This window comes from Sinorhizobium chiapasense (assembly GCF_045277575.1).
In the GTDB taxonomy this organism is placed as follows: Bacteria; Pseudomonadota; Alphaproteobacteria; order Rhizobiales; family Rhizobiaceae; genus Ensifer; species Ensifer chiapasense_A.
The window spans coordinates 1,551,966-1,576,480 of the sequence record NZ_CP144206.1; the positions used below are offsets into that span (position 1 = coordinate 1,551,966).

The following is a 24,515-nucleotide window of genomic DNA, read 5'->3' on the forward strand; positions in this document are numbered from 1 at the left end:
GATGACCGAAACAACGCGCCCCGTTCTCGACATTCGCAAGCTCCGTGTCGAGTATCCGTTGGCCAACGGCAACACGCTGACGGCCGTCAAAGATATCGATCTGACGATCCGTCCTGGAGAGATCCACGCCCTCGTCGGTGAATCCGGCGCCGGCAAGACCACTGTCGGTAACGCGCTGATGGGCCTGCTGCAGGCCCCCGGCAAGATCGCCGCCGGCTCGATCACCATCGCCGGCAAGGAGATCAACCTGCGTACCGGCCGTACCGAAGGCATTGTGCCCGGGCGCGATGTCGGCGCAATCTTCCAGGACCCGATGACGAGCCTCAACCCGCTCTTCACCGTGGAAAGCCAGCTTTGCGAAGGCATGCTTACCCATCTGAAGCTTTCCTCCCGGGAGGCGAAGGCCCGCGCGCTGGAATTGATGAAGGCCGTCGGCATCCCGGAACCCGAGCGCAGGCTCGGCAGCTATCCGCACCAGCTTTCCGGCGGTCAGCGCCAGCGCGTGGTCATCGCCACGGCACTCGCCTGCAATCCGCAGCTGATCGTTGCCGACGAGCCGACGACCGCGCTCGACGTCTCGGTGCAGGCGCAGATCCTCAAGCTCATTCGTGACCTTGCCGACGAGCGGGGCGTCGGCGTTCTGCTCGTCACGCACAACATGGGCGTTGTCGCCGAGATCGCCGACCGCGTCACCATCATGCAAAACGGTGCGGTCGTGGAAAGCGGCTCGACGCGCGAGGTGCTGACGGCACCGAAGGCACCTTACGCCCGCACGCTGATCGCCGCCGTGCCGCCAATCGATACGCGCCTCGATCGCCTGCCAGTGCCGAGCGAAGAAACGCAGGTGACCCTCGACGCGCGCGCCTCGGTGCGCCGCAAGAGTGCGAAGAGCGAGACAGGCAGCCGCGACGAAGTGGTGCTCTCCGTGCGCGACCTTGCCGTGGAATACGGCGGGCGCGGATTGCTTCGCAAGGCCTCGGTGTTCAAGGCCGTCAGGGGCGTTTCATTCGATGTTCGGCGCGGCGAGATTTTCGGACTCGTCGGTGAATCCGGCTGCGGCAAGACGACCGTTGCCAACACCATCGCGGGCCTTGTCACGCAGAGTGCAGGTTCCATCGATTTTCAGGGCACGGCGCTCGGCGGCCGCCGTGAGAAATCGGTTCGGCAGTCCCTGCAAATGGTCTTTCAGGATCCCTATTCGGCACTCAATCCGCGCCTGCGGATCAACGCCGCCATTGCAGAGCCAATCCTGTTCTACAAGCTGGCCGCCAACGCGCAGGAAGCCCGGCAGGATGCCAGGACCCTGCTTGAAGCGGTCGGCCTTCCTGCCGACGCGGGCGCGCGCTTTGCGCACGCCTTCTCCGGCGGCCAGCGCCAGCGCATCGCCATTGCCCGCGCGCTCGGACCGCGCCCGTCGCTACTCATTTGCGACGAGCCGACCTCGGCGCTTGACGTCTCGGTGCAGGCGCAGCTCCTCAACCTGCTGAAGGATCTGCGCGACCTTGCCGGCCTCTCCATGCTGTTCATCAGCCATGACCTCGCCGTGATCCGTCAGATGTGCGACCGCATTGCTGTGATGAAGGCCGGGCAGATCGTCGAGCTCTCGGATACCGAAACCCTCTTCACCGCGCCAAAACACGAGTATACGCGCGAGCTCCTCCGCCTTGCTCCGTCCGTCGAGCGCATCATGGGACGTGAGCTGGCTTCGGCCTAAGCCCGGAGGACAAAAGACCGATACTCCCTTCCTGCGCTTCGCCGCCCAAAACCGGCGCGGTCGGGGACCTGTCGCCAGCATTCTCATTCGCCCGCCGCTACCGCGGCTTGCGCCGGCCCGCTTTTGCGTATTGCGCATTCGCCAACGATTGACACGCCAGGGCGCAACTACCCCTTCGGGCCACAAAACAAGAAGAAGACGTAAGGAAATACCCAATCATGCCCAATTCATCAAAGCCCACGACGGGCCGTCAATGGATGCTGCTCATTCTCGTCGTGCTCGTCGCCGTCAACCTGCGGCCATTTCTCACCGCTCCGGGGCCCGTGCTGTCCGAGATCGTCGCCGATACCGGCATGGGATATGGCGGCCTGGCCCTGCTGACATTGTTGCCGATGATGTTGATGGGTGTGGGCGCCTTCGTGTCTCCTTCTGTGCAGGCCTTGATCGGCACGCGGCGCGGCATTCTCATCGCCCTGTTTGTGCTGGCGGCCGGCTCCCTGCTCCGCCTCGTCGCTCCGGGCGGCGCAGCATTGGTGATGACGGCTGCCCTTTGCGGCGCCGGCGTCGCTTTCATCCAGGCGGCTTTCCCCGGCATCATCAAGGCGGAGTTTCCCCGGAGCATACCGGTGGTCACCGGGCTCTATTCCGCGGTTCTGATGGGTGGCGGAGCGTTGGGCGCGCGGCTGACACCATTCCTCGTCAATCACGGTTCCGGCTGGCGTCCGGCCCTTGCCTGGCTCGCAGCGCCAGCGTTCGTTGCTCTCGGCGCCGCATGGCTGATCCTGTCGGACTCGCGAAGCGATCGCCCGGACAAGGCGCTCACCGGCCGGCTGCTCCGCCGGCCTCGAACCTGGACACTTATTCTCGCCTTCGGCCTGGTCAATGCCGGCTACTCTTCCGCCGTCGCCTGGCTCGCCTCCTATTACCAGTCCCTTGGCTGGAGCAGCGGAGATAGCGGCAATCTCGTGGCGCTGATGGCGATCTGTCAGGCGGCGGCGGCCCTCGCCCTACCGATTTTGGCTCGCCGCAGCATCGATCGCCGCGCGTTTCTGCGCTTGACGCTGGCGATGCAGGCGATCGGTTTTGCCGGCCTTGCGTTCCTGCCCCAGGCAGTACCCGCGATCTGGGTTGGCCTGTGCGGCGCCGGCCTTGGTAGCAGCTTCTCGTTGGCAATCGTCACCGCCCTCGATCACCTGCCGCGGCCGGAAGAGGCCGGCGTGCTGGTGGCATTGATGCAGGGCGGTGGTTTCCTGATCGCGTCTCTCGGCCCGTTTGCCACGGCATTTCTGCACGATGTCAGTGGCACCTTCGCCGCTGGCTGGACGCTGCACCTTGCCTGCGTCGTCGGCGTGTTCTTTCTCTACATGCGCCTCAACCCATCGCGCTACGCGCAGGCCATGCAGTCACCCATCTGAGCGACGTCTTGCTCTCCGCGCCCGGGCAGTCGACTAGACTTTCCGGGCGGCGACTCTTGCCGTTCCGCGGATACTGGTTGCGGATGAGACCAATTCACTAGACATCTCGCCGTTTTGTATGCAATTCGAAGAGATAATTGCGACGGCTCGGAGTGACCAGTATGGCAAAGAAAGAGAACGAAACGGGCGGTGGCCGCGCTCAGGCCGTTCATCGCGTCCTGAAACGGGCAATCCTTGATCAGGCGCTGTCTCCAGGATCGAAGCTGCCGGAAGACTCGATCGGCGAAAGGCTGGGGGTCAGCAGAACCCTGGTGCGCGAGGCGCTGGTTCGTCTAAGCGAGGAAGGGCTGGTGGAGCTCAGGCCGAACAGGGGAGCGGTGGTTGCGCGGCCAACGCTTGAGGAAGGGCGCAATCTGTTCCTTACCCGAATGGCGCTCGAACGCCTGGTGGTGGAGACGCTTTCCGGGAAGTTGACGCAAGAGCAAATCGACATTCTCTCGTCTCATATTGAAGCCGAGGAAGCCGCGAAGAAGGAGCGCGCTCAATCGATCCGCCTGGCGGGCGAATTCCACACGCTCCTTGCTCAGATGACGAACAACGCCAGCCTCATTCGCTACGTGAACGAACTGGTCGCCCGCAGTTCCCTGATCCTTGCACTCTATGGCCGGCCGCATTCTTCGGAATGCGCCGTATCGGAGCACCAGGAGCTTCTGGACAAATTGATCGCCGGCAAGACCGACGAGGCGGCGGCCCTCATGGCACATCACCTCGACTCGGTGACGACCCGTGCACTGCTTCCGACCGACGGGGACAGAAACATCAAGGAGGTGCTCTCCGCCTACGCTGTGGCGGAGGGCCTTGCCTAGACGAAACGCGGCGCTCCCGGAGGATATCCGGATCCGGGAGCCTTGTGCGGTAGTCGGCGCGCGAGCCTTTCCTTGGACATCCGCGCCATCGGTCCCTGGCCCACTTCGTCATTCGGCAAGAGGCAGACGCTGCCCGGTTTCATGATGACGGACGGCGAAGTGGTCACAGGGAAACCGGAGCTTTATCAGGCCTCGCCGACCCCGCCCGACACCAGGCGCCCCTTATGGAAGGTCGCGGTCCTGGCAGGCACGCGGGCCACCGCCTCTGCCGAGCAGCTTGCCCCGACAAGCGTGAAGGAGGCCTCCTCGCCGACATTTGGCCAGGCCCGCTTGCCCTCGTTGTCGAGGGGCAGGATGCCGCCAGTGGCGATCGACATGGACCGCGAGAGGCGGAATTCGTCCGACCCACGATAAAGCTGCGCGTAGAGATACGCCTTTTCCAACATGTCCCCGCTGCCGAATGGCGACCAGTGGTCGATGACGCTATCGGTTCCGGTCATGACGAAGACCCCCTTCTGGGACAGCTGCGGCAAAGGCATCATCAGCGCTCCGATCGGCACCGTCGAGGCAATCGAGATCTTCTGTTCCGCCAGGCGCGAGGCTGTCTCCTCCAGGGCCTCCGGAGCAAGTGTGGTCAATGCGAAGGCGTGGCTGATCGTGACTTTTCCGCGCAGAGCGGGATTCTTCTCAACGGTATCGATCATGTAATTGACCGCAGCAACACCAGCAGGGCTCGTTTCGTGCAGATGAATGTCCACCCCTTTGCCGTTGTCCAGCGCGATCTGGAACATCGCGTCGAGTGATTTTTCCATGGCCCCGTCGACATTCGTCGGGTCCAGGCCGCCGACATACTGAACGCCCATCTGCATCGCTTCGCGCATCAGGCCGTCGACCTTGGAGTGAAGCAGACCGTGCTGGGGGAAGGCGACGATCTCGCACACGAAATCGTCACGATGGTTCTCCAAGGCCTGCTGCAGGTGCTCAAGGCTCTTGAGGCCGCTAACCGGGTCGATGTTGCAATGGCTGCGCGCGACGGTTGTTCCCTTGGACTGCAAGAGGGCGATCAGCCCCTCGGCCCGCTCTCGCGATGTCGGCAGCAACTGAGGAAGCAGCTTTTCCTCGAGCGCGATCATATCCATGATGGTTTTGCCCTGACGCGGGCGCGGCGCCTGCCAAGGGCCGCCATAGAACGTCTTGTCCAGGTGGATGTGCATATCGCGCATCGCCGGCAACAGAAGCTGGCCGTGAGCCTGATACTGCGGCACACCTTCGGGCAAGGTCGCCTTTTCCGGATGCAAGGCGACGATCGCGCCGTCCTTGATCTCCAACGCGTAGAGCGCAGTCCGCGTGGCGACGACGATATCGCCGTCGCGCTCAAACCCCTCCTCCAACCGCACGCCGGTCAAAACGTAGTGGCGATCCGCGAGCGTCTTGGTATTCGTCTCGACGGCACCGTCACCGGCGCTGGCCGATGCCTCGCGAACCGCTCCGCCTGCAAAGCCAGCGACAGCGCAAGCGGTGGTGAGCGTCCCGGTCCGGCTGAGAAAGGTCCTGCGGCTTTGCGGTAGCATCTGTTCCAACATCATTGCCTCATCATGGATAGTGTTAGGGCCGGCAATTTACCGAACGGCGTCACGGCATGGCAGCGACATTTGCCAATGCTGGCTATTCGATTTGCCAATGCATGCGGCCAGCTTCGTAGTGATCGCAAATGACAAGAGGGGAGAGACGCCTTCCGTCTAAGACCGCCTCAGGCCACAATACTCGATAAGGCGCTCCGCCAGCGCGAGCGTGGCGGCACTGGCGTTGTCGCGATAAAAGAGAGCCAGCTCAAAGTCATCGACAGGCGGCATGCGCTCGGCAGCACCCAGCACGCGATGGGTAGGCAGCCTGCAGCTGGCAGGCAACAGGCTGACGCCAAGACCGGCAGCGGAAGCGGCGGCGAGGGCCGCGAGACTGGCGCTGCTGTAACTAATGCGCCAGCGTATACCGAGACTGTCGAGCGCCTGGCACAGTTCCTCGCGATAGAGGCCGTTGAGCGGAAACACTGCCAGCGGCACCGGCAATTGTTCGATTGCCGGACGCACGACGCTGTCCAACCACAGCAGGGGTTCGGGTCTGGCGGCGCGCGGCAATTGCTTGCGGCGCTGCTTGACGAGGATGAGATCGAGCTCTCCCTCCCGGTAGGCAAGTTGCAGATCCGCGCTCAGGCCGCTGGTGACATCCAATCGCAAGTGTGGGTGCTGGCTATTGAACGACGCCAGCAAGTCGACCGTCGGCACCGTGAAATCTTCAGGCATTCCCAACCGGAGCACGCCGTCACGCCAGGGACCAGCCAAGGCATCATGCGCCTCTTCGTTCAAGGCGATGATGCGCCGTGCATAGCTCAGCAACTTGACGCCCTCTTCCGTCAGTTGCACCAGATGCGATGAGCGCTCGAAAAGCGCTTTCCCGAGCATTTCCTCCAGCCGGCGAATTTGCTGGCTGACTGTCGACTGGGAAAGGTTTACTCGCTCGGCAGCGCGGGTGAAGCTGTTGCTTTCGCAAATGGCGACAAAGCTGAGCAACAGCTGGGGATTGAACATGGGATAACGGTTCATTCGTCCCCCGAAGGCGCTGGAGCCGGTTGCTGGGCGAGGATGAAGGCTCTTCAGTCAATCGCCGCGCCGTGCGATTCCCAGGCAATCCAGATCACGCGTAACACCAAGATTGAATGCATTGAATTTATTATCTTGTATACAATCTGCATGCAAAGGAAAAAGTTCAGCTTTCACCGCGAAACGATGGCCACGCTCCATCAGAGCCCACCCGAGAAGCTTCGAAACGGGTCCCGTTCCATTCGCTAACGCAATGGTTTCCATCGGTTTTCTTAATTTCCGAACAGTCAAGAACCTCCCTATAGACGAGGCAATATCGCGCTCTTCGGTCGCGAATTGCGCAATGCGGCAGCGGCGAACATCGCATTGGCACCCAGACGCCGCAACGAGCAACTGCCCCTCGACGAAGAGATTTGGCCCGAGGCGAACGGCTGCCTGGAAAGGTGCGATGGACATGCAAGAACTCGAACGCGCAGTGCGTTGCGACACTATCCCAAGCGAGCCCTCCTCCTCATGCGCATCTCACGCCGGTTTCCTGGCCAGGATCGCGTCGTCTCTTCTCCTTTATCCAGGATATCGACGGCTCTGGATATCCAATCTCTTCTTCTTCGCAGGCGTGTGGACGCAGACGCTCGTGCTCGGCTGGCTGGTGTTTGACACCACCCGTTCGGAGTTTTCCGTCGCCCTGTTCACGGCGGCAAGACTGGGACCGATGATGCTCGGCCCTCTCGCGGGCGTGGTCTCGGACCGCTTCGACCGGCCCAGGCTGCTATTGGCCGCATCCGGCTGGGCCTTTACGGTGCTCAGCGCGATTGCGCTTCTCGTCGCGCTGGACAAGATATCCTTCTGGGGCCTGGTCTTTGGTGGCTTCTGCATTGGCCTGGCGCAATCCCCTTCCCAGCCGGCACGTTTCGCGCTGGTCGCCGATCTCGTCGATCGCGAGAGGCTCAGCAACGCGAATGCTCTGAACTCGCTTGTCCTCAGCATGACGCAGATGATCGGGCCGGCGCTTGGGGGAACGATGATCGTCGCCTTCGGCGCTGCATCGGCACTCGCCATCTCGGCAGGCTGGTACCTCGTTTCGTTCATAGCGCTCTGGCCGATGCGGAACCTGAAGAGCAGGCGTCAACCCGTTCGAGAAGAAGACCTCGTGAGCCTTGTGAGCCTTGTGGCGGCAGGCTTTCGTACTATTTCCGAGAACGTTCTCCTCAGGTCTGTCTTGGGGGTCACGTTCCTGGCCAATATCCTGTTGTGGCCGATCTACCAGGGCTTCATGCCCGTTATCGCCAAGGAGCATCTGGGTCTGACGCCAACGGGGCTGGGCTGGCTCCTCGCATGCGCGGGCACCGGCAGTCTGGCCGGCGCTCTCGTTATCGCCAGTCTCGGAGACTTCCGCTACAAGGGCGGCCTCTTCCTGATTGGTACGGCGATCTGGGGCGGTCTCTGGGCGACCTTCGCCTTGTCGTCGTCGATGCCTCTTTCGTTTGTTCTCATGGGGCTCATCGGATTGTCGGCGTCGCCGTTCGGTGTCCTGCAGACCACGCTCATGCTGATGATGACAGAACCGCACGTGCAGGGGCGCGTGATGGGCATTCAGGAATTGACCATTGGCGTGATGCCGGTCTCGAGCCTGGTGCTTGGCGCAGCGGCAGAAATCGTCGGCATCGCCAATGTGGCACTGATCAGCGGCACGCTGTTGGCCGTATCACTCACGCTCTTGGCTCTGCGCGTCCCGGAACTGCTACGCTATAGCGGCCATAACAGCTGAACGTGCGAACGGGCGCTGCCTTCGCGATCGGATTTGGATTATCCCGCTCAACGGGATCGACGGCTTGCGGCTTCCACGAATGCGTCAAATGCGCGGGCGCCCGGATGGCTTTCGGCATCCAGCAATTCCGGGTGCCATTGAAGGCCCATGGCAAAAGACTGCGCGCCGATCTCGATCGCCTCGACGACTCCATCCGGTGCTCGAGCCGTCACCTTTACGTTGCTGGATACCTCCACAATGGCCTCTCGATGAAACGTGTTTACGGCGAACGTTTCGGCGCCGAAAATATCGGCCATTCTCGTGCCGGCGACGACGCGCACCTCATGTGACACATTTCCCTGGTCGTGAATGAGGGCTTCCGGCCACGAAGAATGGACATCCGAAACCATCCGGCAGCCGTTGAGGCATCCAAGCATTTGCATGCCATTGCAGATGCCCAGCACAGGCTTGTCACGCGCAAGAAACCCTTCCATCAATGCCATATCGACGGCAAGACGATCCGAGGGCGGGTACTGGGATTGGTCCCCTTCGACGTACCAATCCTTCGGAAAGTTGATACGGCCGCCGACGCTCAGGAACCCGTCGAACTCCTCGATGACCTGGCCGACCATGTCAGGGATGTACGGAACACCGAAGGCGAAGGCGCCCGCGCGGCGGAGCGCAGAGAAGTAATTCTTCGAAGTATCATAGCGTCCGCCCCCTGAGCTGGTGTTTTCGTCCATGATCACGGCGATCTTCGGCATGCGGTTCATTGGTTCATCCTGAATTCTGGAAGTTCTACGCATATTTATCCCATCCGGATCACGCGGATAATCGTTTTTAGACCGACGCCGCCTCTACCTTCGAACGGGAGTTTACCGACCGCACTCCACTGGCTAGGCCAAAGCCATCCGGACCCTATGGTTCCCGGCGATTTCGATCAATTCGGATCGTGCGGGGGCCGTAAAGACATCCGGCGCGGTGCTGCCGTCGGAAACGAAGCGGCGGCCGGCAAGCTGCGGCATGGCGGCAAAACGCTCCTGCTTTGCCGCTGGGCTCAGCGCCGCATCCGGATCGGGAATGGCGGCGATCAACCGCTGCGTATAGGGATGGGTGGGGGCTTCAAAAATCTCGCGCCAACCGCCCTCTTCCACGATTTCGCCGAAATACATGACCAGCACCCGGTCGCTCATATGCTCGACCACGCTGAGGTCGTGGCTGATCATCAGATAGGAGAGACCGAGCTTTTCCTGAAGGTCGAGCAGGAGGTTGATGATCTGCGCGCGGATCGACACATCGAGGGCAGAGACCGGCTCGTCGAGCACGACGATCTCAGGTTCGAGGATCAGCGCGCGGGCAATGCCGATGCGTTGGCGCTGGCCGCCGGAGAATTCGTGCGGATAGCGCCCCGCCTGTTCAGGCGTCAAACCAACATTCTTCAGCATCGCCTCGATGCGGCCCTCGATTTCCGAGGTGGCGGTAATGCCGTGCAGGCGCAGCGGCGCGGCCAGCGAACTGCGCACGGACTGGCGTGGGTTGAGCGAGGCATAGGGATCCTGGAACACCATCTGCACCGCCTTTGCCCTCTCCATCCGGCCCGGGGCGCCGGGGCCGGAGAGCGGCTGACCGCGATAGCGGATCATGCCTGCGGTCGGTTCCTGAAGGCCGAGGATGGATAGCGCTGTCGTCGATTTGCCGCAGCCCGATTCGCCGACGATCGACAGGCATTCGCCCTTGGCGAGTTCGAAGCTGATGCCGTTGACGGCGTGAAGCGTGCGCCACCCGGCGCCGAGCAGGCCGCCGCCGGAAATGGGGAACCGAACGTGCAGATCGTCCACCTGCAGCAGCGGGGCGGTCATGGCTGGCTCCCTTCGAGTTCGCGCGGCGCGATGAAGCGGCTCTCGGTCAGCTTCGAGCGATCGGCGATGATGCTGTCGATGTCGACGAGCCGCTGCCGCCCGTGTTCGCTGCGGCTACCAAGGCGCGGCAGGGCGCCGAGCAGGCCGCGGGTATATTCATGCCGCGGACTTTCGAAGAGCGCCCGCGTCTCGTTCTCTTCGACGAGGCAGCCCGAATACATCACACCGACGCGCTGGCAGATGCTGGCGATGACGCCGAGATCGTGGCTGATGAAGAGGACAGCCGTGCCACGCGCCGCGCAGAGCTCCTTGATGAGGCGCAGCACCTCGGCCTGGACGGTGACGTCGAGCGCCGTCGTCGGCTCGTCGGCGATGAGCAGATCCGGGCTGCAGGCGAGCGCCATGGCGATCATCACGCGCTGGCGCAAGCCGCCGGACATCTGATGCGGATAGTTCTTCGAGCGGCGATCGGGGTTCGGCACGCGAACATTCCCGAGCGCCTCGACGGCGAGCTTCTCAGCTTCCGCCCAGCTTTTCCCCTGGTGCAGCACGAACATTTCGGCGATCTGCCGGCCCACGGTCGAAAGCGGATTCAGCGCGGTCATCGGCTCCTGGAAGATCATGGCGATGCGGTTGCCGCGCAGGCGCCGCATCTCGCGCTTCGGCAGCGCCAGCAGGTTCTGCCCCTTGAACACTATCTCGCCGCCGGAAACAGCGAGCGGCCTTTTCAAGAGGCCCATGACGGCGAGCGATGTGACCGATTTTCCGGAGCCGGATTCGCCGACGAGACCATAGGCTTCGCCGGGCATGATCTGGAAGGAGACGCCCTTGAGCAGCGGGTGGTGGGCGGAGCGGCCGAGCGAAACGCCGAGGCGCAGATCCCTGATGTCGAGAAGCGGCGTGGTCATGGCTTGCGCGTCCTCATATGCGGGTCGAGGCTGTCGCGCAGGCCGTCGCCGAGTAGGTTGAAGCCGAGTACCGAGAGGAAGATGGCAAGGCCGGGGAAGAGTGCTGCCCAGGGTGCGAGCTGGATGAGTTGGCGTGCATCGGTCAGCATCGAGCCCCAGCTCGGAAACGGCGGCTGGATGCCCAGTCCGAGGAAGGAGAGTGCGGCTTCTGACAGCACCGCCGACCCCATGCCGAGCGTCGCCATGACGAGGATCGGTCCCATCATATTGGGTAGAATCTGCGTGAACATGATGCGCAAGTCGCCATAGCCGAGCGTCTGGGCCGCCTGCACGTAGCCCTGCGATTTCAATGACAGCGTCGAGGACCGGGCGATACGGCAGGTCCAGCTCCAGTTGGTGAGGCCGAGCGCGATCAGGAGAGACGGCAGGCCAGGACCAAGCACGGCCATCACGGCGAGCGCGAAGATCAACGAGGGGATGGCAAGCATGACGTTGGTCATCCCGTTCACAAGGTCGTCCCACCAGCCCCCCCAATAACCGGCTGTCATGCCGAGTGTGACGCCGATGATGGAATTGATTACCTGCGAAACGATGCCGACGGTCAGCGAGATCTGCGCGCCGTAGAGGATGCGAGTATAGACGTCGCGTCCCTGCCCGTCCGTACCGAACCAGAAGGTGGCGTCCGGCGGTAGTTCGGAATTCATCAGGTCCGCATCGAGCACCGGGTCGAAGGGTGCGATCCAATGGGCAAGGATACCGGCGAGGATGACCAGCGCTGTCAGCATCGCACCGAGCCAAAAATTGAAGCCGAGGCGCACGCCAGTCACTCCTGCTTGATGCGCGGATCGATCGCGGCATAGACCAGATCGACGGCGGTATTGATGATCAGGAACCAAAGCACGATGACGAGGATCGTGCCCTGCACCACGGGAATATCGCGGATCGCCACGCTATCGACCAGGAGCGAGCCGATGCCGGGCCAGGCGAAGAGCTTTTCGATGACGACGGCTTGCCCGATCAGCGAGCCGAACTGTAGGCCGACCGTCGTGACGATCAGCACCAGCGCATTGCGGGCCACGTGCCAGCGCACCACCTTCACCTCGCTCATGCCCTTGGAATGGGCGGTGCGGATGAAATCGGCGTTCAGTACGTCGAGCACGCCCGCCCGGGTGGTTCGTGCAAGCAGCGCCAGCGGCGTGACGCCGAGTGTCACGGCAGGCAGGATGAGGTTCTGCAACGAGCCGTCGCCATAGCCGAAACTGGGCAGCCAGTTCAGTTGCAGGGCGAAGAGATACATCATCAACAGGCCGAGCCAGAATTGCGGCATGGAGAGCCCCGAGACCGCGCCGACCATCGTCACCGTATCGAGGATCGAACCGGGCCTAAGCGCGGCGAGAAAGCCGAGCGGCACACCGACGACAATGGCAAAGACCATGGCGGCGACCGCAAGCTGCAGCGAGGCGCCCATGCGGTCGTTGATGAGGTCGCTGACGGGCTGGCGCGTGCGGAAACTGGTGCCGAGGTCGAACTGCGCCAGATCCGTGACATAGGTCACGAAGCGCTCCACGAGCGGCTTGTTCAGCCCGAATTCTTCGTTGAGGCGAGCAATCATTTGCGGATCGGCAGCGCGCTTGCCATCCGCAAAGAGGCTGGCCGCGAAGGTGCCGGGGACGACGGAGAAGATGACGAAGATAAGGAGCGCCACCACGACGATCGTCGGGACGACCTGCAGGATGCGGCGCAGGGTAAAACGAAGCATGAGCGGTTCCATTTTGGCCACCCGGACGGGTGCGACAACTGATGTGCGGGGCGGCCGAAGCCACCCCCCCGAACCTCTCAGGCCTTACTTGCGCCCATCCGGCGCCGTTTCGTCGATCCAAACCTCGTCGTAGGGCTGGACCGCCAGTTCGGTTGCGTTCGGAACAAGGCCGTGGATCCACGGCTGGTAGGCCATGACCGCCTTGTTGTAGTTGAAGAACCAGACCGGCGCGTCGTCCTGCACGATGTTGTTGGCCTGGCGCAGCAGGTCGTTCTGCTTGGCCGGGTCGCGTTCCTGCTGCGCCGCCTCATAGAGCTTGTCGAAGTCCGGGCTCGCATAGCTCGCGTAGTTGCAGGCCGACTGCGGCGTCTTGGAGTAGTAGCACCGCAGCGCGTTCAGCGGATCGGGACCGGAGAGGTTCGACCAGATAAAGGCCTGGAAGTTGTTCGACGTCACGGCGTCGCCGAGCGCGGAGCTTTCGACGGGTTTCGGCTTTACGGTGATGCCCACCTTTTTCAGCATCGGCAGGATAGCTTCAACGATCGGCACGCCCCAGCTTTCATTCGGGCTTGCCGTCACTTCGAACTCGAAGCCGTCGGCATAGCCGGCTTCTGTCAGGAGGGCCTTCGCCTTTTCCGGATCAAAAGCATAGGGCACCTTGTCCTTGTCGAATGCGGGCGAGGAAATCGGCAGCCAACCGGAGGCGGGGTATGCCTTGTTCTTCACGAGACGTTCGATGATCAGCGGCGCGTTGATCGCGTGGTTGATCGCCTGACGTACCCGCTTGTCCTTGAACGGTTCGAAGGCGGGGTTGAAGCCGATATTGCGCGTATAGACCTCGGCGACTTCGAGCAGGTGATTCTTCAAGGCATCGTCGCCCTGATAGGCCTGGTACTGGGTGGGCCCGAGGATGGAGACGTCGATTTCCTTGTTGCGGAATGCGACGTCGCGGGCGGCGTCTTCGGCCATCAACACGATATTGATGCGGTCGAGGTAGGGCTTGCCCTCTTCGTAATACTTGTCGAACTTCTCGACGACGACCTGCGAACCCGGCACATGCTCCTTGAAGACAAAGGCGCCGAGGCCGACGGGGGTCTTGGCGAAGCTCGATTCATCCTCGACATTCGACGGATAGATCACCGTCGTGTTCTGCATCAGCGGGAAGCCGGGATTGATCGGTCCGGTATAGGTGATTTCCAGCGTGTGGTCATCGATCTTCTTGAGGCCGGAGATATCCTCAGCCTTGCCGGCGATGTATTCTTCCGCTCCCTTGATGACGGCAATGTAGCTGGCGCCCGGGAAGGCATTCTTCGGATTGGCGATGCGCTTGTAGCTGTAGATGATGTCGTCGGCCGTCAGCGGCTTGCCGTTGTGGAAGACGGCATTGTCGCGCAGGTGATAGGTGTGCACCGTGCCGTCTGCAGAGACGTCTTCCGAGCTTGCCAATTCCAGCACCGGCTTGTTCTGGATCGAGTCCCAGCTGTAGAGCGCGCGGTGGATCGCCTGGGTGATGAATTCTTCCTGCGTGTTCGGGCTTGCCTGCACGTCGAGCGTGGCAAAGCTCGAGCCATAGGGTGCGGTGAAGACGAGCGTGCCGCCATGGCGCTCGCCGGCGGCCAGCGCCCCGGTAGCCACGCCCAGGCTGAGCATTGCGGCCAGTGTCAATCTTTTCAGCATGCTGTTCTCCCTCTCGTGCCGTTTTCGGCTTTGCGTCGATCAGTCCGGCAGGCCGTCAGCGCGCGTCATGCACGACGCGGCCTGCAAGCAGGGTCATCAGGCAGCGCGTGCCTGAGAGGATGGTGTCCGCCGGCGCCCCCAGCAGGTCGTTGTCGAAGACTGCGATGTCGGCCCATTGGCCCGGGACCAGCCGGCCCTTCACGCCTTCGGCCTTTTGCGAATAGGCGCCGTATTCCGTATAGGCCTGCAAGGCCTCCTCGCGGGTGAGCTTCTCCGCCTCCACCATCACGGTACCCTTGCCAGTTTCGCGCGTGATCATGGCGTGCAGGTTCGGGAAGGGATCGGGCGAGCAGACCGGGGAATCCGAGCCGGTTGAGGGCTTCAGGCCCATGCGCATCCAGGTGCCGATCTGGTAAGAAGCCTTGCCGCGCTCTTCGCCAAGCACGGAGACGTAGCTGTCGCCGAAGTCGTGGATGAAGGCCATTTGCGGAGCGGGAAGGATGCCGGCAGCCTTCATGCGCTGATCTTGCTCGGGCGTCGAGAAGCCGCAATGCTCGATGCGATGACGCCGGTCCGGATCGGGATTGGCGGCAAGCGCCCTTTCATAGGCGGTGACAAGCTGCTCGATGGCGCCGTCACCGATGGCGTGGCAGGCCATCTGATAGCCCCGGTCGTGGCAGGATTTGACGATCGCCTCGACGTCGGCGTCCGGCAGCATCTGTACGCCGATATTGTCGGGCTCACCCAGATAGGGTTTCGTCATCCAGGCGGTGCGCCCGCCGGCTGAACCATCGAGAAAGATCTTCACAGCACCAACGCGCAGCATGTCGTCGCCCGCGCCTGAAATGAGCCCTGCACGCCAACAGTCCTCTACGATCGAGACACCGGGATCGCCGAGCAGCGTCAACCAGACACGCACTGGCAGGCGGCCGGAAAGCTTGGCCATCTCATAGGCCTGAATTTCGGCAAAACCGGCGAGTTGGCCGACCGCCGCATCCATGCAGCTGGTGATGCCGAGCGAGAGAAGATAGCGGCCTGCCCGCTCGATGCCGTCGATCAACTCCTCCGTCGTCACCTCGGGCATGGCGGCCTTGATGAGGTTCTGCGCGTTTTCGGCGAGGAAGCCATTGAGACGTCCGTCAGTGGTGCCAATCACGCCGCCCTCCGGTACCGGCGTCGCCTCGGTAACATCGGCCAGCCTCAGTGCCAGCGAATTCGCAATGGCGACATGGCCGCAGGCGCGGGTCAGCAGCACGGGATGATCCGGCACTGCGCGGTCGAGCTCCTCGCGGGTCGGATGTCGGCCGACATCGAGCTTGACCTGATCATAGCCGCGCGCTCGTACCCAGCCGCCCTTCGGCGTGGCAGCAGCGCGTTCGGCAAGCTTCTCCAGCAAGACGGCAAGCGTCGGCGCGCAGGCGGGCGTCGCTTCGACCCAACCCATAGTGATGCCGGTGGAGATGAGGTGCAGGTGGTTGTCGATGAGGCCGGGGCTGGCGAAACGGCCTTCGAGGTCGATGACCTCGGTGTGCGGCCCCTTGAGGCTCAGCATATCAGCGTCGCTGCCGGTCGCCAGGACCTTGCCTTGCCAGATGGCAAGAGCCTCGCTGATCCCCTCCTCCCTGCCCCGCCAGATTCGGCCATTGCGCAGAATAAGATCAGCGTGAAGCTGGAAGGCCATTAACAATCTCCCTTTTGTTATCAGCCTGATTTCGTAGCCTCCGCCGCCGTGAAATCAGAGCTGTTTGCCTTGGGCACAAGGTGAAAGGTTTGATTGGGTTTGGCCAATTCGCTTTTAGCAAAAGCCGATGCAAGATCGGCATAGCGATTTCATTCCAACAACTTATGATGCGCTACAACTCTAACGCACGACGGAGACGGGCATGGAGATCAAGTGGCTGGAAGACTTCGTGACGCTCGCCGATACGTGGAGTTTTTCGCGCGCTGCGGAATTGCGCAACGTGACTCAGCCGGCCTTCAGCCGCCGCATCAAACAGCTCGAGGCTTGGCTCGGCGCAACGCTGATCAGCAGGGCCACCATGCCGGCGGAACTGACGCCGGCAGGTCGCAATTTCCTCCCTATCGCGCAGGAGGCAATCCGAACCTTTTACGCGGCGCGTGAGTCGCTACGGCCGTCTCACGAAGAAGGCCTCGTCCGCTTCGCCGCGCTCCATACGCTAACGGTAACGATCTTCCCGCGCTGGCTCAAACTCCTGGAAAGAGCCGGCGGCGCCTTCAGCACCTCGCTGATGCCGGACCGCGGCGGTATCGAAGCCAATCTCGACGCCCTTATCGGCGACGAGGCGGATTTCTTCCTGACCTACGCCCATTCGGAGGTGCCGTTCCATCTCGACCGCGGACAATTCTCGTCGCTGACGATCGCGCATGACCGGCTGATCCCGCTTGCCGCCGCAAACGTTTCCATGGCCGGGAGCACACAGCCAGGACTGCATATTCTCGACCGCGCCGTCGCGCAGCCGCGGCTCGCCATTCCTTATCTGAGCTACGGATTCAACTCGTTTTTCGGTGTCGCCCTGTCGCGCCTCATGCTCCGCCGCCCGCCCTTCCGGCGCCGCACGATGCACGAGAACACGATCAGCGCCGGGCTGATGAACATGGCGGTAACGGGTGCGGGCGTCTGCTGGCTACCGGAGAGCCTCGCGCGCGATGTGATCGAGACCGGGGGCCTTGTGCCTGCGTCTGCGGATACGGGTTGGAATCTCGACCTCGAAATACGTCTCTACCGTCACGCCGCGACACGCAGCCGCAGGGTCGAAGACCTCTGGCAAACGGCAAAGCTGCTGCTGGAACGCGAGCCCGTCTGATCAGGCTTTCAGGAAGACGAGTGCGCGCAGGATTTCCGTAAAATCCGCGTGCTTGAAGGCGACTGCGCGGGGGCCGTGTGCATAGGCACCGGGATACCATCCGGCACGATAGGCATCCGTCGGATTGTTGAACTCGATCACCACCTCGTAGCGCTCGGCCCTATTGGGCAGGACCTGCGCGAAATCACCGGAAAGCGCCTCCGCTGCGCCTTCGCGGATGAGTCGGCGCGACCAGGCCGGAGAGATCGAGGTCGCGGAACGACCTTTGCCCTCCAGCGTTTCCACCGCTTTCAGCCCCGGCACCATCGCCCGCGCCTCAGAACAAATGCCCGCATCGCCGGCAAGGAAGACCGACGGCACGCCGTAGCCGGCCGCACAGAGCGCGTTGACGGTGAACTCGGAGGCGACCTCGCCATTGAGGAGCAGGCGCGAGATGCGCATGGTGGAGGTATGGGCGAGCGGATTGTCCTCGCTGCCGGCCTTGGAGTGATAGCCCGTATAGATCGCCGCGGCGAAGCCGGCATCGAGGCCGAACATCATGGCATCGGGATGACCGGACCAGCCGCGCACGATGCGGACGTAGTCCGGCAGGCGGTCGAGAATGAGGTTGCGGCCGCTGTCATGGGCGTCTTTCACCACCACTTCGGTTACGCCGGCGGCGCGCGCACCTTCGCAGGCAGCAACCACCTCGGCGGTCATCAGGGCGCGGAATTCGGCCCAGTCGGCGTGGGTGCGCTCGGCCTCGTCCCAATGCGCGATGCCGGCAGTGCCTTCGATGTCGGCGGAAATGAAGACCTTCATGGGTGCGTTCTCCTTCAGTCAATCGGCAAGAGCAAGGTCGACGCGACCGTTTCGAGTCGGCGTCTCAGGGGCCACGCAGAGCGCGGTCAAAACCGGCGTGGTCTCGGGGGCCGCGCGGGAGGCCAAGTCGATTTGGGTCACCGGAGAGGCGCTTCTGGCTGGCCATCGTGTCGTTGGCACGGGACATTGGTACAACTTGCCTCCACTGACCAATTCAATTTGGGCAGAACTCCATGCAAAAATCGCCTAAGTCATTATATTTCAATTACTATCTGCGCACTCCGGAGATAGGCATCCATGCTCGGTCGACAGACGGTCGGACTCTCGCCGACACCGCCTTCGTCTGTCACCGGCGGCAGCAAGCCTCGCCCGCGGCATTCGCACCAGAAACATCGATCACAGAGCGCGTGATCTCCGAGGCCCGGAGGCCTGCGCCACAGGGGTTGCCCTCGCCCCATAGCGGCCCACTGGATCTAAGATCCGGATGCTGGGTGTCCCGGTCGTCCCTCGACAACGCGACCATCGACGGCCAACACTTCCCCTCGCGCTTGACTCGGCCCGCCCATCGTCGGGAACCCGTTCTCGTCTTGCAGCGTTTCCTGTTTCTCCGGTGCTTTCACGCGCCGGACGGCGGGAGAAGACCTGGATCAGGTACCAAAAGGACCACAGGTCAGAGCAAAGGACATGGGACGATATGGGTTTGGTACAACTCGGCCGGGCTCGCCTTGCGCTGGTGCTTCCACGGCATCGCGAACTTCTGCGCGTCACAAAGAACCGTGAACTCAACGATCTGTTCGAGGCCTATGCCCGCGAGTCGATGGCACTCGACAATCTTTTGCGGGAACTGCCACGCCGCGAGAAGCAAGTATCGCAGCATCAGCAAACCTGTCTGGATCTGCAGGCCGAAGTGGTAGCGCTGCTGACGCGGCTGACAGAGCAGCCGCTCAAGCCGGGAGCTCTGTAACTGCCTCGATAGTCCCGGACGTGCCGAAAAATACCGCTCGGCACAACGTCCCCCATCCGCGCCCGCCCTCTATCAGGGGTGCCGGTTACGTTGCCCAATCGCGATCAGCAGCCGGAACCGGATATCCATCACGCAGTTGCCGTCGCCAAAGTGCTGCATGCAGGCTCGAACCGTCAGAATCGTGCAATCTCAGCGTCTAGGCGGCAAAGACCTTGGCACGGCGCAGCGTAACGAAACCATTGTCGCCGGATGTCACGGCGCGTTCCGGTTCCAGGTCGAGTTCCAGATGCACGCCCTCCTGGGTGGTCGCAATCACCCGGCGACCGCCCGGCCGGTCCATGACCCGACTGATCGTGGCCGCGATGCCTGCCCCTTGCGGCGCCCAGTCAAGGTCACCCGGGCGGGCGTAGAGTTCAGCCTTGCCATCTGCCAGACCCGCCGCGTCGATCACCGCGCCGTCGGCATAGGCCTTGCCGTCGCGCACGTCGGCGGCGAGCATGTTGGCATCGCCCAGAAATTTCATGACAAATGCCGACTTGGGGTCGCGGCAGACCGCCTGCGGCGTTCCCTGTTGGACGATCTGGCCATCCTTCAAGATCACGACGCGATCGGCGAGGTCGAGAGCCTCTTCCTGGTCATGGGTGACGAAAAGCGTCGTGATGCCGAGCGTGGTGTGGATCTCGCGCAGCCAACGGCGAAGCTCGCGCCGGACGTTGGCGTCAAGCGCGCCAAAAGGTTCATCGAGGAGAAGAACTTTTGGATCGACCGCGAGCGCACGGGCAAGCGCCACACGTTGACGCTGTCCTCCGGAGATCTGCGCCGGAAACCGGTCACCCAGCCCTTCGAGGCGTACCAGCCGCAAGAGCTCCGTCACCCGCGCATGGATCGCGGCCTTCTCGCGTTTCACCTTCGACACGTCCATGCCGAAGGCAATGTTTTCCGCAACGGTCATATGTGGGAAAAGCGCATAATGCTGGAACACGAAGCCCACGCCGCGGTCGCGCACCGGGATGTCGGTCGCATCCTGATCGCCGAAATAGATGTGGCCGCTATCGGCGAATTCGAGGCCTGCAACCATGCGCAGGATGGTCGTCTTGCCGGAACCGGAGGGCCCGAGCAGCGCAACGAGTTCGCCGCTTTCGACCTCCAGGGAGACGTCCTTGACGGCGCGAAAGGTTTCGAAAATCTTGACGACGTGATCAAGGCGGATCTTCATGATGCTTTCTCCGCAGGATTGACTGCCGGACGGACACGGCCCGCCCCACGGCGCTCCAGCGCCACCTTGGCAATGATGGTGAAGACGGCGATCAGCGCCAGAATGGACGCGGACGCGAAGGCGCCGGCCGCCTGGTAGTCGTGGTAGAGCAGCTCGATATGAAGCGGCAGCGTGTTGGTTTGGCCGCGGATATTCCCCGAAACGACCGACACCGCGCCGAACTCGCCCATGACGCGAGCATTGCAAAGGACGACGCCATAAAGCAGCGCCCATTTGATGTTTGGCAAAGTAACGGAGAAGAAGGTGCGCCAGCCGGATGCCCCGAGCGAAGTCGCGGCCTCTTCGAGATCTCTGCCCTGGGCCTGCATGAGCGGAATGAGTTCGCGAGCGACGAACGGCGCTGTGACGAACATCGAGGCCAGGATGATGCCGGGAACGGCGAAAAGGATCTTGATGCCGTGCGCGTCGAGCGTCGGGCCAAATATGCCTTGCAGCCCGTAGACGAAGAGGTAGGCGACACCCGCAACAATCGGCGAGACCGAGAACGGGATTTCGATGACGACCAGTAGGAAGGCTTTGCCGCGGAAGTCGAATTTGGTGATGGCCCAGGCCGCGGCGATACCGAAGGCGGTATTGACCGGAACGGCAACGAGCGCGGCGAGCACGGTCAGCATGATCGCGTGCCGGGTGTCGGGATGAAGGATCGTGTCGCGATAAACCTGCCACCCCTTGGCAAAGGCTTCGACGCCAATGATCAAGAGGGGTGCGAGGATGAGGAAGGCACCGACGACAAGGACGATGCCGATCAGCATACGACGGAAGCATGGTCCGTCGCCGACGCGTGGCGGGGTGCGGCCGGTTCTTTTTCTCACGGTCAGGTCCTCAGCGTGTAGCGCAGCGCTCTTGCCTGCAGCCAATTCGTGACGCCGAGCATCAAGAAGGCTGCAAACAACAGGACGGAGGCGATCGCGGCAGCGGCCTGATAGTCGTATTCCTCCAGCCGAATGAAGATCAGCAGGGCGGTAATTTCGGTCGACATCGGCTGGTTGCCGGCGATGAAGATGATCGCACCGAATTCGCCGAGGCAACGGGCGAAGGAGAGCGACACGCCCGCCAGAAGCGCTGGCGTGAGGAGCGGTAGAATGACCTTGCGGAAGATCGCCCAATCCGAGCCGCCAAGCGACTGGGCCGCCTCTTCCAGCGACGGGTCGAGATCTTCTAGTACCGGCTGCACCGTGCGCACGATGAAGGGAAGCGATGTGAAGCACATTGCGATCATGATGCCGAGCGGAGTGTAGGCAACCTTGATGCCGAAGTTGCCGAGGATCGAGCCGAAAAAGCCGTTCGTCGTGAAAAGAGCCGTCAGCGAAATCCCGGCGACTGCGGTGGGCAACGCAAACGGCAGATCGACCATCGCGTCAACGATACGCCTTCCTGGAAAGCGATAACGCACCAGAGCCCAGGCGAGCGCCAGGCCAAAAAAGAGATTGAAGACGGTCGCGGCAAGCGCGGCGAGCACTGTGACGCGATAGCTCGCGAGAGCCCGCGACGACGAGACGATCTGCCAGTAGTCGGTAGGGCCGAGGCTCGCCGCCTTGAACACGAGTGCTGCCAGCGGCAGGACGACGATCAAGCTCACATAGAGCAGCGTCACACCCAGCGACAGGTGTAATCCGGGCAGGACATTGCGTCTCAAACGGTCATTTCCTTGTCACGGTGAAACCCGGCAAACGGTTCGTCTGCCGGGCTGGCTGAAGGCGAAATCGAGTGGCGCTTAGCGGCTGCCGTAGAGCTTGTCCAGAACGCCGCCGGAGGCGAAGTGTTCGGTCTGGATCTTGCTCCATCCGCCAAAGACGTCGTCGACGTTCACCAGGCGGATTGCCGGAAACTGATCCTTGAACGCGCCGGCCACCTTCTCGTTGCGGACGCGGTGGCCGAATTCAGCGGCAATGCGCTGGCCTTCTTCGGTGTAGAGGAAATCGAGATAGGTCTTGGACAGGGCTTCGGTGCCGTGCTTCTCAGCGACCTTTTCGACGACGGCGACGGGGAATTCGGCGAGCAGGCTAACCGATGGGATGACGCTCTCGACCTTGTCGGCACCGTACTGCTTGACGATGCTGCGGGTCTCGGCCTCAAACGTGATCAAGACATCGCCGGTCTCGCGTTCGACAAAGGTCGTCGTGGAGGCGCGGCCGCCTGTGTCGAAGACCGGGACGTTGTCGAAGATCTTGGTGATGTAGGCCTCGATCTTCTCTTCGTCGCCCTCGTAGGCCTCCTTGGCCCAGGCGTAAGCGGCGAGATAGGTGTAGCGGGCGTTGCCGGAAGTCTTCGGATTGGGGAAGACGGCATGAACATCGTCACGCGCCAGATCGCTCCAGTCCTTGATATTCTTCGGATTGCCGGTACGCACCAGGAATGACGGGAAAGAATAGAACGGCGAGGCATTGTTCGGGAAAGCCTTGACCCAGTCCTTGGCCACGAACCCGTTCTTGGCCAGGAACTCGATGTCGGTGGTCTGGTTGAAGGTAACGACGTCGGCCTCAAGACCTTCGAGGATCGAGCGGGCCTGCTTCGAGGTGCCCGCGTGCGACTGGTCGATTGTCACGCCCGGATGCTGCTTGATGAACGCCTCGTTCTCGGCAACGAAAAGCTCTCGCGAAACGTCGTAGGAGGCGTTGAGGAGCTTCGTGGGCTCCTCGGCCAGCGCAGGAGTCACGAAGTGCGCGGCAAGAGTAGCGCCGAGAATGAGGAGGCGTTTCATGCAATTCTCCGGTGTTGTTTTCTCTGAGAACCTATCGGCATGCGTGTTGCAGGGCGAGGGACCGAGCACCTTGGTTGTGCAACGCCTTAGAAATTCCGTCTAGTTTTCGCCACAATCCGCAGAGTTTTTTGCCTCCTGGCCTTGTACGGGTCTGCGCGGACACGTCGTTGGGCTGGCCGCATACGCCGAACCCGTCCACATGCACCGCGTCCTTTTGTGCGCCTGGAAAGACGCGCGGCGCTTCGTGAACATGATGGCTTCCCTCGCCAGCGGTAGCCGCTGAGCGGGTGCTTTCTGGAAATCACGCCGACCAGGCGCTCGTTGCGATTGCCCGCCGGCAGCGGGAGAACCCCGCACTTGTCGCGCACAGCGTGACTGCTCTCCTCCTTGTCCAGGCAATATTTGACATCAAACGTCACCACATCGCGAACCCTTGCGGCGCCGCTCGCCGGGCGCTCAAAGCTCACGTGGCCGATCTCGACGAACATCACGAATTGCGCGGATGTCTGGAACGCAGATACGACGTCGATTCCTGCCCCGTAGGAGGGGCTCAGCCTATTGCCGACGAGGTCTGTCTTTGCAGACCAGAGCGATCGGCTATACCTCTGCAAATGGTCGCCCGCAGACTTCATCGAGGCCACCATCACACCAGTTCCGTTCGGGAGGTTGCGATGAATGTCGGGGAAGTGATCGCGCTTTCTGACGTAGGAGGCCATGAGGTAGGGCGCATCATGTCCGTCCAAGCGGGCGCGGCCCATATACTGTACCCGAACCGGGGCGGTGCCACGGTGTTTCAGGTCCAGCATCTCCGCTGCCCTCCTGGAAACGTCGATGATACGGCCCTGATGAAACGGACCGCGATCGTTGACGCGCAGGATGAGCGAAGAACCGTTGTCGAGATTCGTCACCCGCACATAGCTGGGCAAGGGAAGGGTTGGGTGCGCCGCGGAAAGGTGACCCGGGTTATAAACCTCACCGTTTGCGGTCAAGCGCCCACGAAAGGCCGAGCCGTACCAGGAGGCGACTCCATTCTTATCGTAGGTTGGATCTTCCTTCGGAAAATAGCGAGTGCCTTTCATCCGATAGGGCTTGCCGATAGTGTAGCGACCACCGCCCTTGCGAAGGTGCTTGCTGCGGGTGGCTCGTGGGCTCACCTCCACGCTGTCAATCTTCTCGGAATATCCTTTGATGTGGTAGCCGTCCGGGGCTTGTGTGACGGTACAGGTGGCGCAGCAGGCGCAGACCATTACGATCGCCAGGCATCGCGCGCCTTTGACGGCCTTACCGACATCGATAACCATCTTTCCTACGCTGGCGACGGCCTTTCGCGCATCCGCGAGATTTCTCGACACGAAGGTTCATGCTGATTACACGCTCGAAGCTAGATCGAGCGACAGACTGAAAGG

General features: G+C 62.2%; 22 protein-coding genes. 6 read left to right on the forward strand and 16 right to left on the reverse strand.

Annotation, left to right across the window (positions count from 1 at the left end; all coding sequences use genetic code 11):
• Window position 1: 1 nt before the first annotated feature.
• The 3 genes from QM996_RS25960 to QM996_RS25970 all read left to right on the forward strand — a co-directional run bounded on the left by QM996_RS25960 (window position 2) and on the right by QM996_RS25970 (window position 3,995).
• Window positions 2-1,714, forward strand: a complete 1,713-nt coding sequence (locus QM996_RS25960) for a dipeptide ABC transporter ATP-binding protein (RefSeq protein WP_334196787.1) — start codon at window positions 2-4, stop codon at window positions 1,712-1,714.
• Between the two features lie 218 nt (window positions 1,715-1,932).
• Window positions 1,933-3,129 carry a cyanate transporter gene (locus QM996_RS25965; RefSeq protein ID WP_334196788.1) on the forward strand — a complete coding sequence of 399 codons (1,197 nt, stop codon included), beginning with the start codon at window positions 1,933-1,935 and terminating at the stop codon, window positions 3,127-3,129.
• Between the two features lie 161 nt (window positions 3,130-3,290).
• Entirely contained in the window at window positions 3,291-3,995 is a 705-nt protein-coding gene (locus QM996_RS25970) for a GntR family transcriptional regulator (RefSeq protein ID WP_334196789.1), read from the forward strand.
• Between the two features lie 185 nt (window positions 3,996-4,180).
• Here the strand turns inward: QM996_RS25970 and QM996_RS25975 are convergent, their stop codons facing one another.
• From QM996_RS25975 to QM996_RS25985, 3 genes are all read right to left on the reverse strand, one after another.
• The gene (locus QM996_RS25975) at window positions 4,181-5,566 is read right to left on the reverse strand and encodes an amidohydrolase family protein (RefSeq protein WP_500270510.1); all 1,386 of its coding nucleotides are present in this window, start codon (window positions 5,564-5,566) and stop codon (window positions 4,181-4,183) included.
• 168 nt (window positions 5,567-5,734) lie between these two features.
• The gene (locus tag QM996_RS25980; protein ID WP_334196791.1) at window positions 5,735-6,595 is read right to left on the reverse strand and encodes a LysR family transcriptional regulator; all 861 of its coding nucleotides are present in this window, start codon (window positions 6,593-6,595) and stop codon (window positions 5,735-5,737) included.
• A gap of 54 nt (window positions 6,596-6,649) precedes the next feature.
• A complete protein-coding gene (locus QM996_RS25985) occupies window positions 6,650-7,048 on the reverse strand; it encodes a hypothetical protein (RefSeq protein WP_334196792.1) in 399 nt (132 codons plus the stop codon).
• Here QM996_RS25985 and QM996_RS25990 point away from each other — a divergent pair.
• The gene (locus QM996_RS25990) at window positions 7,041-8,360 is read left to right on the forward strand and encodes an MFS transporter (RefSeq protein WP_334196793.1); all 1,320 of its coding nucleotides are present in this window, start codon (window positions 7,041-7,043) and stop codon (window positions 8,358-8,360) included. The genes QM996_RS25985 and QM996_RS25990 overlap by 8 nt on opposite strands.
• A 47-nt stretch (window positions 8,361-8,407) precedes the next feature.
• Here QM996_RS25990 and QM996_RS25995 read toward each other — a convergent pair whose 3' ends face one another.
• From QM996_RS25995 to QM996_RS26025, 7 genes are all read right to left on the reverse strand, one after another.
• Window positions 8,408-9,112 (reverse strand): gamma-glutamyl-gamma-aminobutyrate hydrolase family protein, encoded by a 705-nt coding sequence (locus QM996_RS25995; RefSeq protein WP_500270396.1) that lies wholly within the window; start codon window positions 9,110-9,112, stop codon window positions 8,408-8,410.
• 123 nt (window positions 9,113-9,235) lie between these two features.
• Window positions 9,236-10,198, reverse strand: a complete 963-nt coding sequence (locus QM996_RS26000; protein ID WP_334196795.1) for an ABC transporter ATP-binding protein — start codon at window positions 10,196-10,198, stop codon at window positions 9,236-9,238.
• Window positions 10,195-11,106, reverse strand: a complete 912-nt coding sequence (locus QM996_RS26005) for an ABC transporter ATP-binding protein (protein WP_334196796.1) — start codon at window positions 11,104-11,106, stop codon at window positions 10,195-10,197. Before QM996_RS26005 ends, QM996_RS26000 begins: the two co-directional genes overlap by 4 nt.
• Window positions 11,103-11,924 (reverse strand): ABC transporter permease, encoded by an 822-nt coding sequence (locus QM996_RS26010; protein ID WP_334196797.1) that lies wholly within the window; start codon window positions 11,922-11,924, stop codon window positions 11,103-11,105. Before QM996_RS26010 ends, QM996_RS26005 begins: the two co-directional genes overlap by 4 nt.
• Before the next feature lie 5 nt (window positions 11,925-11,929).
• A complete protein-coding gene (locus QM996_RS26015) occupies window positions 11,930-12,865 on the reverse strand; it encodes an ABC transporter permease (protein WP_334196798.1) in 936 nt (311 codons plus the stop codon).
• A gap of 84 nt (window positions 12,866-12,949) precedes the next feature.
• Entirely contained in the window at window positions 12,950-14,542 is a 1,593-nt protein-coding gene (locus QM996_RS26020) for an ABC transporter substrate-binding protein (RefSeq protein WP_334196799.1), read from the reverse strand.
• Between the two features lie 55 nt (window positions 14,543-14,597).
• The gene (locus QM996_RS26025) at window positions 14,598-16,223 is read right to left on the reverse strand and encodes an amidohydrolase (RefSeq protein ID WP_334196800.1); all 1,626 of its coding nucleotides are present in this window, start codon (window positions 16,221-16,223) and stop codon (window positions 14,598-14,600) included.
• A gap of 202 nt (window positions 16,224-16,425) precedes the next feature.
• Here QM996_RS26025 and QM996_RS26030 point away from each other — a divergent pair, with 202 nt between their 5' ends.
• Window positions 16,426-17,367 (forward strand): LysR family transcriptional regulator, encoded by a 942-nt coding sequence (locus QM996_RS26030; protein ID WP_334196801.1) that lies wholly within the window; start codon window positions 16,426-16,428, stop codon window positions 17,365-17,367.
• Here the strand turns inward: QM996_RS26030 and QM996_RS26035 are convergent, their stop codons facing one another.
• Window positions 17,368-18,168, reverse strand: a complete 801-nt coding sequence (locus QM996_RS26035) for a M55 family metallopeptidase (protein ID WP_334196802.1) — start codon at window positions 18,166-18,168, stop codon at window positions 17,368-17,370. It lies immediately after the preceding gene.
• A 694-nt stretch (window positions 18,169-18,862) separates the two neighbouring features.
• Between QM996_RS26035 and QM996_RS26040 the strand changes: the two genes are divergently transcribed.
• Window positions 18,863-19,132, forward strand: a complete 270-nt coding sequence (locus tag QM996_RS26040; protein WP_334196803.1) for a hypothetical protein — start codon at window positions 18,863-18,865, stop codon at window positions 19,130-19,132.
• Window positions 19,133-19,328: 196 nt separating this feature from the next.
• Here QM996_RS26040 and QM996_RS26045 read toward each other — a convergent pair whose 3' ends face one another.
• The 5 genes from QM996_RS26045 to QM996_RS26065 all read right to left on the reverse strand — a co-directional run bounded on the left by QM996_RS26045 (window position 19,329) and on the right by QM996_RS26065 (window position 24,410).
• The gene (locus QM996_RS26045) at window positions 19,329-20,348 is read right to left on the reverse strand and encodes a sulfate/molybdate ABC transporter ATP-binding protein (RefSeq protein WP_334196804.1); all 1,020 of its coding nucleotides are present in this window, start codon (window positions 20,346-20,348) and stop codon (window positions 19,329-19,331) included.
• Window positions 20,345-21,160: a sulfate ABC transporter permease subunit CysW gene (cysW, locus tag QM996_RS26050; RefSeq protein WP_334198677.1), complete on the reverse strand. Its 816-nt coding sequence runs from the start codon at window positions 21,158-21,160 to the stop codon at window positions 20,345-20,347. Before cysW ends, QM996_RS26045 begins: the two co-directional genes overlap by 4 nt.
• A 62-nt stretch (window positions 21,161-21,222) precedes the next feature.
• The gene (gene cysT, locus QM996_RS26055; RefSeq protein ID WP_334196805.1) at window positions 21,223-22,044 is read right to left on the reverse strand and encodes a sulfate ABC transporter permease subunit CysT; all 822 of its coding nucleotides are present in this window, start codon (window positions 22,042-22,044) and stop codon (window positions 21,223-21,225) included.
• A gap of 78 nt (window positions 22,045-22,122) precedes the next feature.
• Window positions 22,123-23,109 (reverse strand): thiosulfate ABC transporter substrate-binding protein CysP, encoded by a 987-nt coding sequence (gene cysP, locus QM996_RS26060; protein WP_334196806.1) that lies wholly within the window; start codon window positions 23,107-23,109, stop codon window positions 22,123-22,125.
• An 86-nt stretch (window positions 23,110-23,195) separates the two neighbouring features.
• Window positions 23,196-24,410 carry a septal ring lytic transglycosylase RlpA family protein gene (locus QM996_RS26065; RefSeq protein ID WP_334196807.1) on the reverse strand — a complete coding sequence of 405 codons (1,215 nt, stop codon included), beginning with the start codon at window positions 24,408-24,410 and terminating at the stop codon, window positions 23,196-23,198.
• Window positions 24,411-24,515: the final 105 nt, after the last annotated feature.